This window comes from Bacteroides congonensis (assembly GCF_900130125.1).
In the GTDB taxonomy this organism is placed as follows: domain Bacteria; phylum Bacteroidota; class Bacteroidia; order Bacteroidales; family Bacteroidaceae; genus Bacteroides; species Bacteroides congonensis.
Genome location: NZ_FQXY01000011.1, coordinates 185,499 through 198,061 on the forward strand (window position 1 = coordinate 185,499; position 12,563 = coordinate 198,061).

Annotated in this window: 13 protein-coding genes; 3 read left to right on the forward strand and 10 right to left on the reverse strand. The window is 46.8% G+C overall.

From position 1 onward, the window contains the following. Window positions 1-8: 8 nt before the first annotated feature. The 10 genes from BQ7997_RS18320 to BQ7997_RS18365 all read right to left on the reverse strand — a co-directional run bounded on the left by BQ7997_RS18320 (window position 9) and on the right by BQ7997_RS18365 (window position 9,101). Complete coding sequence (locus tag BQ7997_RS18320; RefSeq protein WP_073347582.1) at window positions 9-1,805, reverse strand: beta-ketoacyl synthase N-terminal-like domain-containing protein; 1,797 nt, start codon at window positions 1,803-1,805, stop codon at window positions 9-11. Beyond that, a complete protein-coding gene (locus BQ7997_RS18325) occupies window positions 1,790-2,233 on the reverse strand; it encodes an acyl-CoA thioesterase (RefSeq protein ID WP_022137627.1) in 444 nt (147 codons plus the stop codon). Before BQ7997_RS18325 ends, BQ7997_RS18320 begins: the two co-directional genes overlap by 16 nt. Next, complete coding sequence (locus tag BQ7997_RS18330; RefSeq protein ID WP_073348445.1) at window positions 2,230-2,664, reverse strand: hotdog family protein; 435 nt, start codon at window positions 2,662-2,664, stop codon at window positions 2,230-2,232. Before BQ7997_RS18330 ends, BQ7997_RS18325 begins: the two co-directional genes overlap by 4 nt. 1 nt (window position 2,665) lies before the next feature. Beyond that, complete coding sequence (locus tag BQ7997_RS18335) at window positions 2,666-3,760, reverse strand: FlxJ family methyltransferase (RefSeq protein WP_022137625.1); 1,095 nt, start codon at window positions 3,758-3,760, stop codon at window positions 2,666-2,668. After that, window positions 3,741-4,682 (reverse strand): LpxL/LpxP family acyltransferase, encoded by a 942-nt coding sequence (locus BQ7997_RS18340; RefSeq protein ID WP_073347583.1) that lies wholly within the window; start codon window positions 4,680-4,682, stop codon window positions 3,741-3,743. The genes BQ7997_RS18335 and BQ7997_RS18340 overlap by 20 nt, the downstream gene beginning before the upstream one ends. A gap of 2 nt (window positions 4,683-4,684) precedes the next feature. Then, window positions 4,685-4,936, reverse strand: coding sequence for an acyl carrier protein (locus BQ7997_RS18345; protein WP_022137623.1), 252 nt, complete (start codon window positions 4,934-4,936; stop codon window positions 4,685-4,687). A 20-nt stretch (window positions 4,937-4,956) separates the two neighbouring features. Further along, window positions 4,957-6,180: a beta-ketoacyl-[acyl-carrier-protein] synthase family protein gene (locus BQ7997_RS18350; protein WP_022137622.1), complete on the reverse strand. Its 1,224-nt coding sequence runs from the start codon at window positions 6,178-6,180 to the stop codon at window positions 4,957-4,959. A gap of 28 nt (window positions 6,181-6,208) precedes the next feature. After that, window positions 6,209-6,937, reverse strand: a complete 729-nt coding sequence (gene fabG, locus BQ7997_RS18355; protein WP_073347584.1) for a flexirubin biosynthesis SDR family reductase FlxB — start codon at window positions 6,935-6,937, stop codon at window positions 6,209-6,211. Window position 6,938: 1 nt separating this feature from the next. Further along, window positions 6,939-8,462 (reverse strand): flexirubin biosynthesis tyrosine ammonia-lyase FlxA, encoded by a 1,524-nt coding sequence (locus tag BQ7997_RS18360; protein ID WP_073347585.1) that lies wholly within the window; start codon window positions 8,460-8,462, stop codon window positions 6,939-6,941. A gap of 207 nt (window positions 8,463-8,669) precedes the next feature. Then, entirely contained in the window at window positions 8,670-9,101 is a 432-nt protein-coding gene (locus tag BQ7997_RS18365) for an acyl-CoA thioesterase (RefSeq protein WP_022137619.1), read from the reverse strand. A 78-nt stretch (window positions 9,102-9,179) separates the two neighbouring features. On the opposite strand from BQ7997_RS18365, the gene BQ7997_RS18370 reads away from it, so the two are divergent. The 3 genes from BQ7997_RS18370 to fmt are packed head-to-tail and all read left to right on the forward strand — an operon-like array spanning window position 9,180 to window position 12,556. After that, window positions 9,180-9,743: an L-threonylcarbamoyladenylate synthase gene (locus BQ7997_RS18370; protein WP_073348446.1), complete on the forward strand. Its 564-nt coding sequence runs from the start codon at window positions 9,180-9,182 to the stop codon at window positions 9,741-9,743. Further along, window positions 9,744-11,537, forward strand: coding sequence for a chloride channel protein (locus BQ7997_RS18375; protein WP_073347586.1), 1,794 nt, complete (start codon window positions 9,744-9,746; stop codon window positions 11,535-11,537). Window positions 11,538-11,587: 50 nt separating this feature from the next. Beyond that, a complete protein-coding gene (gene fmt / locus BQ7997_RS18380) occupies window positions 11,588-12,556 on the forward strand; it encodes a methionyl-tRNA formyltransferase (RefSeq protein ID WP_073347587.1) in 969 nt (322 codons plus the stop codon). Window positions 12,557-12,563 lie beyond the last annotated feature (7 nt).

Below are 12,563 nucleotides of genomic sequence, written 5' to 3' on the forward strand. Positions count from 1 at the left end.
ATATGTTATTAATAAGTCGTTGATATATTAGTAATTTGTTTAAATTCTGCCTGATATTGTCCGTCCATCAGTTCACACCAGCCTATGACGCATGCGCGCAACTTCCCTTTAGCCATTACGATACGTGCGTAATCCTCTAAAGAATCAGGCTCGTAATGCGGACAGACAAAGAAAGTATTCTCTCCCTTTATTTTATGCCGGATACAAATCTCACCCAACACCACATTGGGGAGCGTATAGACAAATACGGCGGGACTGGCGGCTTTGTCTCCTTCTTTGCTGATAAGAGTCTGATGTTTGCAGTCCGTATCCAGCGATGAAGAAGCGTTGGCAAGAATAATTCCAATCTCTTCCGGTTGATAATCAGTTCCTTTCAGCAAGTGGCCGGCAGCCACATATCCCAGTTTACACAGGTCATCCATTTTATAGAACTTCATATTGTTTTCTCCCAAATTCTTATAGGCTTCCCGGATAAACGGTGCAAAGTCCGTCTCTGAAGAGTTGAATATGACTGTTCCGTCACGTTCTACCACTCCCGGTCTGATAGTGATACTGTTCACTGATTCGGCAAGTGCCTTGGAGAAAGGAACCTGTTTCTGACGGTGACGGGCGGCAGGAAGAGACAATACAACTGCGGCATTGCATCCACCGAAACCGGAAGCGGTCTTGACGCAACATTTCATCGGCATCGGTTGATGCGTGCCATAGACGGTGACAGGCATAGGAACACCGAGTGTTTCGTATCCTAAAGTCCCGTAGAATATTCCTGTTTTCAACTGCTCCATGCAAAGGATGGTTTCGATAATGCCCGAAGCTCCTAACGTATGCCCGAAATAAGGTTTCAAGCTATTCACCGGAACAGTTGATAATCCTGCCAGATGGATAGCTTTGGATTCCATTTCATCATTGTAGACGGTAGCTGTCCCGTGTGCATTGATAAAGCTGATGTCTCCGGGAGTTACTTCTGCCTCTTCCATTGCCTGGTTGATAGCCATTGCCAATCCGTCTCCCGTCCGGGAAGGACCGGATATGTGGTTGGCATCATTGCTGACAGCTCCACCGGAGAGAATAATATCATTGGCGTTCCCTTGAGTTTCTAAAAGAACGGCTCCGCAGGCTTCGCCCAGGCTCAATCCGTCCCGTTGTATGTCATAAGGTCGGCAGCGCTGTGCGCTGACAGACCGGAAAGACAGGAATCCGCTGGTGATAAAATGAGACAGAATATCTCCACCGGCAACGATGATCCGTTTGTAACGTCCCGATTCTATCTGTCTTTTAGCTACAATGAGTGCCGAAACTCCTGATATACAGGCATTGGAAATGACGTCTACCTGATTGCAGGCTCCGAAAAAGTTGCCGATTCGCTCCGCCATTTTCCAAAGAAAGGCAGGACTGTCCGTTGGAAGCTGTATAGACGAACCGTTCGATTCACCCAAAGCAACCAGTTCGTCCGAAGCAGCCTGCTTACTTAATAAATCGACATTCCCTTTTGTCGTAGAGAGCAGTAAGGCACAATCCGGTTCACGGAGACTGGCTCCCGACTGGGAAATCACCTCTTGAACAGCCAAAATAAATAGTTGTTCCATACGGGTATAATCCGTTATCTGCATCTCCTTCGCCCGTCTTTCCAATTCGACAGCGTCAATCATTCCTGCCAATAGCGGGCTGTCGGATATCCGTCCGGCTTCCTGTATGCGGATGCCACTCCGGCAGGCACGGATAGCTTCCGTATTCTCCTGTATGCCGAAGCCCAGTGAAGTAATAAGCGTATGAGCTGTAATATATATGTTCAGAGAATGTTCCATTTCTTTTTCCATTCCATATAAAACGGCGGATTAATAAGTTCCAGTTCTTTATTCAGGTTCAGGAATACCTGCATCGTGCTTCCGGTAGCTACTACGCTCTGGTCACTAGCCCGATAGATGACGTATTCGAATTTTATCTTGGCAGCTTCGCAGGCGATATAGCGCGTTTCGACAATTGCCTCTTCACCAAAAGATAATGATTGCTTGAACTGGCAGGTCAAATCGACAATGGGAACCATGTACCCTTCGCGGTAAATACTCATATAATCCAGACCGTACTGCTTGCCGAAGGCTTCCCTTCCGTCTTCAAAATAACGTACGTACTCACCGTGCCATACGATTTGCATGGAATCTATTTCGCTGAACCGCACTTTGAATGTAGTCCGGTTGGTCAGAGCGGGTGTATGTTGAGTCGTTTTCCGTTTCATTCTTTCTTGATAAATATTTTCATCCGACATTCGGCTATCAGCTCCTCACCGGCTTTTACTTGTGCGGAAACCAGTGTAATATCGAATACTTCCTGCACGACCGTAATCTCGGTAAATAGTTTCATTCCCACTTCCGGTAAATTATAAATCTTGAGTTTATCCACCGAACCGATAAAGCCTAACGGAACCTGTGCGCCTTGCCGAGTGTAGATAAACCCGATACGTGCGGCTGCCGATTGGGCGATGTGCTCGATGATTCCCGGTTCTTGCAGTTTTCCTGCTTCGCAGAAGATATTATCGGACGTGATGGTCAGCCCGGAATAGGAACAGTTCTCTTCGATGTCGAAGAAACTATCCACCATGACAATGGGCGGGCGTTGCGGAATCAGTCCGAGTATTCCTTCTCCGTGTATGATAGCTTCTCTATTCATCTTAATCCGCATTATTTTCTGTTGTAACTTTCAGTTTGCACTGTACGATGCTGTGTCCCATTCCCAGGTGGTCGTGCATTTCTTCTATTTCCAGTCCCGCTGCTTCGATGCATCGTTTCATGTCGTCCGAGTGGTACATCTTGCTGTTGCCGTTTGCCATTGCTGTGAAGTAGAGGCTGATTTGCGTCAGACAGTAAGCGGCTGTATCAAACTTCTGCCGGTTCCAGAAAGTTTCCATGATATAGAGCCGGCTTTCTTTGTCCATAGAACGGGCGGCACGTGTCAGTATGCTGGTCACTTCTTCTTCCGAGAAGCAATCGAGGAACTGGCTCATCCAGATGGCGTCGAATCCCGTAGGGAAAGGAACTTGCGGGTCGAGTAGATTGGCGCCGTGCCCGTGGATACGTGTTGCTCCGGGCAGGTCTTGGGTCTGTTGGCGCATCATCTCCAGTTGTTGCGGCAAGTCCATGATGGTCACTTCCACTGCGGCGTCATAGCCTACACATTTCGTTGCCCAACGACCGGTATTGCCGCCTACGTCCAACAAAGTCTTGGGATGGCGGGCGAAAACGATAGCCAGTGCTTCGTCAAACGAGCAATCCGAATAATAGTGGTCGAATCCAAACCAACTCTTCTGTACCTGTGGCGGCAGACTGGACAGTCCTTCATAAATCGTACTCCATTCTCCGAATACTTTCAGCCCTTCGGGACGTCCGTTGGTCAAAGCTTCTTCAAGATGGAACATACCCAGATAATTGACATCCTGGTTAAAGTCCATGTTGACACGCACCATCTTGTCATTAAGCAGGAACCAACCGGCTTTGGCGAGTGAGTATCGGCCTTCGCGCAATAGCACCGTTCCGATTGTCAACGATGCTTCCAATAATACTTGTGCGGCATAAGAAGACAGTCCGCAAGCCTTGCTGATTTCTTCCTGCGTCCGTCCGTTCCGGTGGTCTGCAAGTAACTTGAAAATACCGAATTTAAGCATTAGGCGCGATACCTGAAATACGATGGGGCCGAAAGCTATCTCTTGTGCCAGGCGTTGAGCTTCTACCGCTGTCAACGGTTCTTTGTCATATCTGTTCTGTTGCATCTTTTTGTCTTTCTTTTGAATCCGGTGACTGCTTTTCGGCAGATTCCCAGAAGGGGTAATAATTAAACCATTGTTCCGGATAACGCTTTAGTATTTGTTCCAAGGCAACGGTATATTGTTCGAGCAGAGCCGTCTCCGCTTTTTTATCTTTGTTTCGTACCACCGGCTCCGCGACAATGAAGTGAAAACGGTACGTTCTTCCCGGTTCCCGCATGGCGAAATAAAATACGACAGGTACTTTCATTCGCGAAGCCAACAAGAAAGGTCCGGCAGGGAAAGGGGCTTCCCGTCCCACTAATCTGCCTGTCAGTAGCTTCTCCTTATTCAGGTAGCGGTCGCCCTGGAAACAGACATATTCTTTTTTGTTCAACGCTTCAGTGATGCGGAAAACGTGTGTCAGATTGTCCTCGTTGACAGGAATAATCTTGTATTCTTTCTCCCTTCCGTTTTTCTCCAACATCTCCTTGATTTTGCGATGTTCGGCATCGTACATCACGATATTGATTTTCTTTCCGTAATCATCAAAGAAAGGAACGCCTATTTCCCAGTTTCCCACATGGGCGCCAATCATAATCACTCCTTGCTCGCTGTCCAATAATCGTAGAAACTCCGGATATCGTTCAAACTCAAACCGATACCGGTCTGCTTTCCCATTGCCGATGGCTACCTTGTCAATCAGAATCTGTCCCAGCCGGTAATAGTTGCGCAGCAACATTCCAACAGAACGTATCCGATTGTATTTCAGGATGTGGCGGGCATAAAACCAGGTGCTCTTCGTCGCTTTCGGGGCGAACGGTATAAAATAGAGGACTACCAGGCTCAAGAAAATATAAGCGGCAGTGATGCCCAGATACTTAATCAAATAAATAAAGAATAAGTATCCGAACGTTCCACCCCTGGTTTTGCCTTTCCACGTCGACATGTCTATTTTGTTTCCTGCATACGGGTAATAACAAGATTGTAGAAGTCCTGGAAGGTCTTGATACCTGCGAAATCCTGTCCGGTCACGTTAAATCCGAAATTCTTTTCTACCAGTACCACCATGTCGACCAAGTCCAGGCTGTCCAGTTCGAGAGTTTCCATCAACGGTGCATCCGGCTGGATGACGTCGATGTCTACTTCAAACTCTTCTGCCAGAGTGGTTCTTATTTTCTCGATGATTTCTTCGTTTGTCATATGGTTTCTCTTTTAATCTATTATTTATTGAATTTACGTACTATCAGAGTGGAGTTGGTTCCACCGAATCCGAAGGAGTTGGACAAGAACGTGTCGAACTCCAAGTCTACCCGTTGCGCCGGAATGTTCAACTGCGCCGAGGCTTCGTCCGGCTCCTCGAAATTGAGGTTGGGAGCGATGAAATTGTTGTTCATCATCAGGGTGGAGTAGATAACTTCGCTGGCACCTGCCATCCACATCTCATGTCCTGTCATGGACTTGGTGGAAGCTACATACGGACGGTGTCCGTCGAATACTTCCGCGATGGCTTTCGCTTCGTTCAAGTCGCCTACCGGAGTTGAAGTGGCGTGTGCATTAATATATTTGATACGTTCGAGCGCAATACCTGCATCCTTGACAGCCATTTGCAAAGAACGTCTGGGGCCGTCTACATTCGGCACGGAAATATGGTCGCCATTGGATGAAAAACCGTATCCGATCACTTCAGCCAGAATAGGCGCACCTCTTTTCACTGCCGATTCGTAGCTTTCGAGTACCAGACTGGCAGCTCCGCCGCTTGGTATCAGCCCGTCCCGTCGCTTATCGAAAGGTTTTGAAGCCTTTTCCGGTTCCGCTTCCTGAGTGGAGAAAGCGCTTAACCCGTCAAAACTACCTACAGCATACGGGTTCACTTCCTGCGCGCCGCCGCATAAGATGCAATCCTGCAATCCCGATTTGATAAGCAGATATCCCATACCGATGGCATGCGAACCGCTGGCACAGGCTCCTGCGATGGTAAAGTTGACCCCCCTTAGCTTGAAAATGACAGACAGGTTCATTGTCACGGTAGAGTTCATCGACTGGAAGATGGAACCGGAACCAACCAGTGCCGTATTCTTCTTTTCACGGATAATGTCCACCGCATTGATTACGGGAGCGGCACTGCTGTCGTTGCCATACAGGATACCGACTTCGTTGCTTTCGAGGAAAGCTTCATCAATGCCGGCATTGCGGAAAGCTTCTAATGTTGCGAGATAAGCATATTCTCCCTGTTCCGGCAGGCAATGACGTTTGCGCCGATCCAGTAGCTTTTTCAGGTCGGGACGTTCCAAAATACCTGTCAGTGCGGAAAAATAACCTAGTTCTTTCCGTACCGGGTCTATGCCGATGCCCGATTTCCCATTGTATAGTGAGTCTTTTACTTCATCCAGGTTCTTGCCGATGCAAGAATAAATCCCCATTCCCGTGATAACAACTCTTTTCATTATTTTAGTCTATTCTATGCTTTTGTTTTTAAGTATATAGTCCGCCGTTGATGGAAATCACCTCTCCCGTGATGTAGGATGATGCCGGAGATGCCAGGAAACCGACCAGGTCGGCCACTTCTTCCGGAGTTCCGAAACGTCCCGCCGGGATATGCTTCTTCCATTCGTTTTCGTCAATGCCTTCTGTCATGTCCGTGCGGATAAATCCCGGAGCCACCGCGTTGACTGTCACTTTCTTCTTGGCTACTTCCTGTGCCAGCGCTTTGGTTGCGGCAATCACGCCGCCTTTGGCTGCCGAGTAATTGGCTTGTCCCGGCATTCCCTGGATGCCCGACAGGGATACGATATTCACGATACGCCCGTAGCGTTTCACCAACATGTTCTTCAATAAAGGCTGTGTCACATGGAAGAAACCGTTCAGGCTGATGTCGAGCACTTTACTCCATTCTTCGCCCGTCATCCATAACATCAGGTTGTCTTTGCGGATGCCCGCATTATTGACCAGCACTTCGATATATTCGTCGGGATGCAGTGAAGACCAGTTGCCTAAAGCAACGGCAACCGCTTCGGAATCGGTGACATCGAACTTCATCAATTCGCCGTCGCTCCCTTTCTCCCGTACTAATTGCAATGTCTTTTCCGCTTCCGCGTCGTTACTCTGATAATTGATAAGTACGAAGTAGCCCATTTCCGCCAGCCTGCAACTGACGGCACGACCGATACCTCGGCTTCCACCGGTTATTAATGCGTATTTCATCTTATTTATTTTCTTTTTTGAGATAAGCTATCATGGCTTCTATCTCTTTATATTTAGGTGTGTCATTGGTGAAAACGGGGAAGAAGCTACGGATTTCATCGTAAACCTGCCGGCTTTTCGGACTAAGTTTCTTCTGTATCTTCAGATAGTCGACAGCCTGCGCCATCCCCATAAACTGAATAGCCATCACCTGATAGGAATTCTCAATGACAGTTTTTGCTAATAAGGCGGAGTTAGTACCCATGCTGACAATATCCTGATTGTCATTATTGTTGGGGATACTGTGGACGTACATCGGGTTCGATAAGGTCTGACACTCGGCGGTGGTGGACGTTGCCGTGAATTGGGATGCCTGTAGACCATAATTCAGTCCCAATACTCCTAAGTTGACAAATGGCGGCAGGATGCCGTTGATGCGGTCATGGAACAAATAGTTGATTTGTCTTTCGCAGATCATGGTCAGCTTGGTCACGGCGATTTTCAGTTTGTCCATTTCGAAGGAGATATAGTCTCCGTGGAAATTGCCGCCATGATAAATATTCTGTGTTTCCGGGTCGATAATCGGATTGTCGCAAGCGGAGTTTATTTCGTTGATTAATACTTCTTCCGCATTCTCCAGCTCGTCATAAATAGGGCCAAGTATCTGCGGAACACAACGCAGAGAGTAATAAGGCTGCACTTTATGTTCGAAGATTTTTTCTTTGTGTACTTGGTTATAGAGTTCGTTCTCTCTTTGGAGTACGCATTGACTGCCACTTACCCATTCTCGCATCATAGCGGCAATTTCCCGTTGCCCGCGGTGATGTTTGGCTTCGTTCAGTGCCTGAGCCATAAAGTCATCGTAAGAGGCGGCGATTTCGTTCATCATAACGGAAGCGGCTACCGACCAACGGAGCAGTTTCCGGGCATAAATCAAGTTGACGATGCCGATTCCTGTCATTACGGAAGTCCCGTTGGTCACGGATAATCCTTCACGGATACGCATGGAGAACGGGTTCAGACCATTTTCCCGGAGTACGGTGGCGGCATCACGCAATTTTCCCTGATAGAAGACTTCTCCTTCGCCTATCAATGTCAGGGCTATATGGGCCAGTTGCACAAGGTCGCCACTGGCGCCTACGCTTCCATGTTCGGGGATAAAGGGGCATATGCCACGATTGATAAATTCGGAAAGGAGCGATACCAGTTCCATGTGCACTCCCGATTTCCCTTGCAGGAAAGTGTACAGGCGGGCAATCATAGCTGCTTTCACATAAAGCTCGGGGAGCGGTTTTCCGGCGCCTGTAGAGTGGCTTCGGATGATGTTGTATTGAAGTTCAATCAATGACTGGTCTTCTATCCTGTATTGTGCCATCGGGCCGAACCCGGTATTGATACCATAAATAATCTTATCGCTAGAGAAAGATTGCAGGAAATCGAAACTCCCCTCTACTTTTCGGATACATTCTTCGGAGAGTTCCAGCTTTTCGTCTTCAAACAATACTTTATAAAGGGTATCTAAATTTATACTTTTGTCAGCTATCATTTTCTGTACTAGATATTTTATGCCTTAGTAATAAGGTGCAAAAATAGGCAATTTCTATTATATAGCGGACATGAATCAAAATAAAACTTTTCCGGAGAAGCTGGTTTTGCTTGTTTGGCACTCCATTGCAAGAGATTTGCTCCCCGGTGCCGGAGTAGTGCCTTATCGGTGCGGAGACAGTGTCTCCCCTCATGGGGAGAATTTGATTTACGCTTTCATCAAATCCCGCCCTTCATACTTGCATATCGCCTCTATCCACTCTTCCGTCAACGGCATGGACTCGTGTCTCTCGAGGTCGAAAGTCACCATGACAGACTTGCAGATACATTTTATCTCGTTTGTTTCCGTATCGATTACCCGTTGAATCAGATGAAAACTTTTAGTGCCTATCTTAGAGACGGCAGTCTGCACGGCGATGTGGTCTGACGCAAAAATCTGCTTTACAAAGTCCGCTTCGATATGAACGACAACGATGCCAATCTTTTCCCAATCTACTCCCGGGCATACTGAAGCGAAGTATTCAGTCTTTCCCAAGTCGTAAAAAGAAAAGTAAACAGTGTTATTGACGTGACCGAATTTGTCTACGTCATTGAAGCGCAACTGAATAGGCAAAGTGTGGTGAAATACAATTTCTTCCATAGTTTTCACTTAATCTTTTTGAATTCGGCGCAAAAATACTACTTTTGCGTGTTATTCTCAACAGAAATTAATCAAGAAATGATAGAAGATATTAAAAAAGCCTGTCAGGTGATGAATAAAGGAGGAGTGATTCTCTATCCCACCGATACCGTTTGGGGTATAGGCTGCGACGCGACTAACGAAGAGGCGGTACGCCGTGTATACGAGATTAAGAAACGTGCTGACAGTAAGGCTATGCTGGTACTGGTAGATACTTCTGTGAAGGTGGATTTTTATGTACAAGATGTGCCGGATGTGGCATGGGACTTGATTGAAGTTGCCGACAAGCCGTTGACGATTATATATTCCGGTGCACGCAATCTGGCTTCGAATCTGTTGGCTGAAGACGGAAGTGTGGGCATACGTGTTACCAACGAGGAATTCTCAAGACGCCTTTGCCAGCAATTCCGCAAGGCGATTGTCTCTACATCGGCGAATGTCAGCGGACAACCCGGTGCTGCGAACTTCAGCGAAATCAGTGATGAAATAAAATCGGCAGTAGACTATATCGTCAGCTTCCGTCAGGATGACAGGAGTCGGCCGAAACCCTCAAGTATTATTAAGTTGGATAAAGGTGGAGTGATTAAGATAATTCGCGAGTAAATGAAAGAGGAAAAACAGAGTTTATTACAGCGTTGCATCAAATGGCGGGAAGCCAATATAAAGGAGAAACAATTCATCCTGATATTGAGTTTCCTGGTCGGAATCTTCACAGCGTTTGCCGCTTTGATATTGAAGTTCTTCATCCATCAGATACAAAATTTCTTAACGGACAACTTCAATGCGACGGAAGCTAATTACCTGTATTTGGTATATCCGGTAGTCGGAATCTTTTTGGCAGGCTGGTTTGTACGCAATATTGTCAAAGACGACATCAGTCATGGAGTGACTAAAATTCTATATGCCATTTCCCGCAGGCAGGGACGCATCAAACGACATAATATCTGGTCGTCTACCATTGCCAGTGCGATAACCATCGGTTTCGGTGGTTCGGTCGGAGCGGAGGCGCCTATCGTTTTGACAGGTTCGGCCATCGGTTCCAATCTGGGAAGTGTATTCAAGATGGAACACCGCACGTTGATGCTGCTCGTTGGCTGTGGAGCGGCGGGCGCTATTGCCGGTATCTTTAAAGCGCCAATCGCCGGACTGGTATTTACATTGGAAGTACTGATGATTGACTTGACCATGTCTTCTCTGCTTCCTCTGCTGATTTCAGCAGTGACAGCAGCTACCGTTTCCTACATAACTACCGGTACGGAAGCTATGTTTAAATTCCATCTCGACCAGGCATTCGAGCTGGAACGTATTCCTTACGTTATTTTGCTGGGTATCTTTTGCGGACTGATTTCTCTTTACTTTACGCGTGCTATGAATTCGGTCGAAGGAGTTTTCGGTAAACTCAACAATCCCTACAAGAAACTGGCTTTCGGTGGTGTGATGTTAAGTGTACTGATTTTCCTTTTCCCCCCTCTCTACGGTGAAGGGTACGACACGATTAATCTTCTGCTGAATGGTACATCTGCCGCAGAATGGGATACGGTGATGAACAACTCTATGTTCTATGGCTATGGTAATCTGCTGTTGGTTTATTTGATGTTGATTATCCTGTTAAAGGTTTTTGCATCCAGTGCAACGAACGGTGGTGGTGGTTGTGGCGGTATCTTTGCTCCTTCACTTTATTTGGGCTGTATTGCAGGATTCGTATTTTCGAACTTTAGTAATAGCTTTGATTTCTCCGCCTATCTGCCCGAGAAGAATTTTGCTTTGATGGGAATGGCAGGGGTCATGAGCGGCGTTATGCATGCTCCGTTAACGGGAGTATTCCTGATTGCCGAACTGACCGGTGGCTACGACTTGTTCCTTCCATTGATGATTGTATCTGTAAGCTCTTACCTGACGATAATAGCGTTCGAACCTCACAGTATCTATTCCATGCGTCTGGCAAAGAGGGGACAACTGCTTACGCATCATAAGGACAAAGCTGTACTGACATTGATGAAAATGGAGAATGTGGTGGAAAAGGATTTTGTTGTCGTGCATCCCGAAATGGATTTAGGCGAATTAGTAAAAGCAATCGCTGCTTCTCACCGTAATGTATTTCCGGTGACTGATAAGAAAACGGGTGAACTGTTGGGGATTGTCCTGCTCGATGACATCCGTAACATCATGTTCCGTCAAGAACTTTATCATCGTTTCACTGTTAGTAAATTAATGACATCTGCTCCGGCCAAGATATTCAACACGGACGGAATGGAACAGGTGATGCAGACGTTTGATGACACCAAAGCCTGGAATCTCCCGGTCGTTGACGAGGAAGGACGTTACGAAGGCTTTGTCTCTAAATCGAAGATATTTAACTCATACCGGCAAGTACTGGTACATTTTTCAGAAGACTAGCCGGCAAGGTGCCGGAGCCAGGTTTCTATGCAGATAAAAGTAAGAAGATAATGAAGAAAGAAGATTTAAGAATAGTATATATGGGCACTCCCGATTTTGCGGTGGAGGCCCTGCGCCAGTTGGTAGAAGGCGGTTATAACGTTGTGGGCGTGATAACAATGCCCGATAAGCCTGCCGGACGCGGACATAAGATTCAATATTCTCCCGTTAAACAATATGCGCTTGAACAGAATTTGCCGCTGCTTCAACCGGAAAAGCTGAAGGATGAGGCTTTCGTGAAAGCATTGCGCGAATGGAGAGCGGATTTGCAGATTGTGGTTGCCTTCCGTATGTTGCCGGAAGTGGTATGGAATATGCCCCGGCTGGGCACATTCAATCTCCATGCATCTCTGCTTCCTCAATATCGTGGAGCTGCTCCCATCAACTGGGCAGTCATTAATGGTGACACGGAGACTGGTATCACTACTTTCTTCCTGAAACATGAGATAGATACCGGAGAAGTCATCCAACAAGTCCGTGTGCCTATTGCGGATACAGATAATGTGGAAGTAGTGCATGATAAATTAATGGTGTTGGGCGGAAAATTGGTTGTTGAAACGGTAGATGCCATCTTGAATGGTGAGGTAAAACCGATTCCTCAAGAAGAAATGGCTGTTATCGGCGAACTTCGCCCGGCTCCGAAGATATTCAAAGATACTTGCAGGATTGACTGGAACCAACCGGCAAAGAAGATATATGACTTTATTCGCGGACTATCACCTTATCCGGCTGCTTGGAGTGAATTAATCACTCCTGACGGAGAAACGGTAGTGGTGAAAGTCTTTGAAAGTGAAAAGATTAACGAATCGCATCAACTCTCTGTCGGGACTGTTGTGACGGATGGAAAGAAATATATGAAGGTAGCCGTACCAGATGGATTCCTGTCCATCCTTTCCTTGCAGTTTCCTGGCAAGAAACGTCTGAAAACGGATGAATTACTTCGTGGATACCGCCTGTCAGATGGATGTCAGATGAAGTAATCTGATA

Excerpts from the sequence above, each read along its gene's own strand:
- BQ7997_RS18320 (WP_073347582.1), bottom strand. The coding sequence starts at position 1,805 with ATGGAACATTCTCTGAACATATATATTACAGCTCATACGCTTATTACT.
- BQ7997_RS18325 (WP_022137627.1), bottom strand. The coding sequence starts at position 2,233 with ATGAAACGGAAAACGACTCAACATACACCCGCTCTGACCAACCGGACT.
- BQ7997_RS18330 (WP_073348445.1), bottom strand. The coding sequence starts at position 2,664 with ATGAATAGAGAAGCTATCATACACGGAGAAGGAATACTCGGACTGATT.
- BQ7997_RS18335 (WP_022137625.1), bottom strand. The coding sequence starts at position 3,760 with ATGCAACAGAACAGATATGACAAAGAACCGTTGACAGCGGTAGAAGCT.
- BQ7997_RS18340 (WP_073347583.1), bottom strand. The coding sequence starts at position 4,682 with ATGTCGACGTGGAAAGGCAAAACCAGGGGTGGAACGTTCGGATACTTA.
- BQ7997_RS18345 (WP_022137623.1), bottom strand. The coding sequence starts at position 4,936 with ATGACAAACGAAGAAATCATCGAGAAAATAAGAACCACTCTGGCAGAA.
- BQ7997_RS18350 (WP_022137622.1), bottom strand. The coding sequence starts at position 6,180 with ATGAAAAGAGTTGTTATCACGGGAATGGGGATTTATTCTTGCATCGGC.
- fabG (WP_073347584.1), bottom strand. The coding sequence starts at position 6,937 with ATGAAATACGCATTAATAACCGGTGGAAGCCGAGGTATCGGTCGTGCC.
- BQ7997_RS18360 (WP_073347585.1), bottom strand. The coding sequence starts at position 8,462 with ATGATAGCTGACAAAAGTATAAATTTAGATACCCTTTATAAAGTATTG.
- BQ7997_RS18365 (WP_022137619.1), bottom strand. The coding sequence starts at position 9,101 with ATGGAAGAAATTGTATTTCACCACACTTTGCCTATTCAGTTGCGCTTC.
- BQ7997_RS18370 (WP_073348446.1), top strand. The coding sequence starts at position 9,180 with ATGATAGAAGATATTAAAAAAGCCTGTCAGGTGATGAATAAAGGAGGA.
- BQ7997_RS18375 (WP_073347586.1), top strand. The coding sequence starts at position 9,744 with ATGAAAGAGGAAAAACAGAGTTTATTACAGCGTTGCATCAAATGGCGG.
- fmt (WP_073347587.1), top strand. The coding sequence starts at position 11,588 with ATGAAGAAAGAAGATTTAAGAATAGTATATATGGGCACTCCCGATTTT.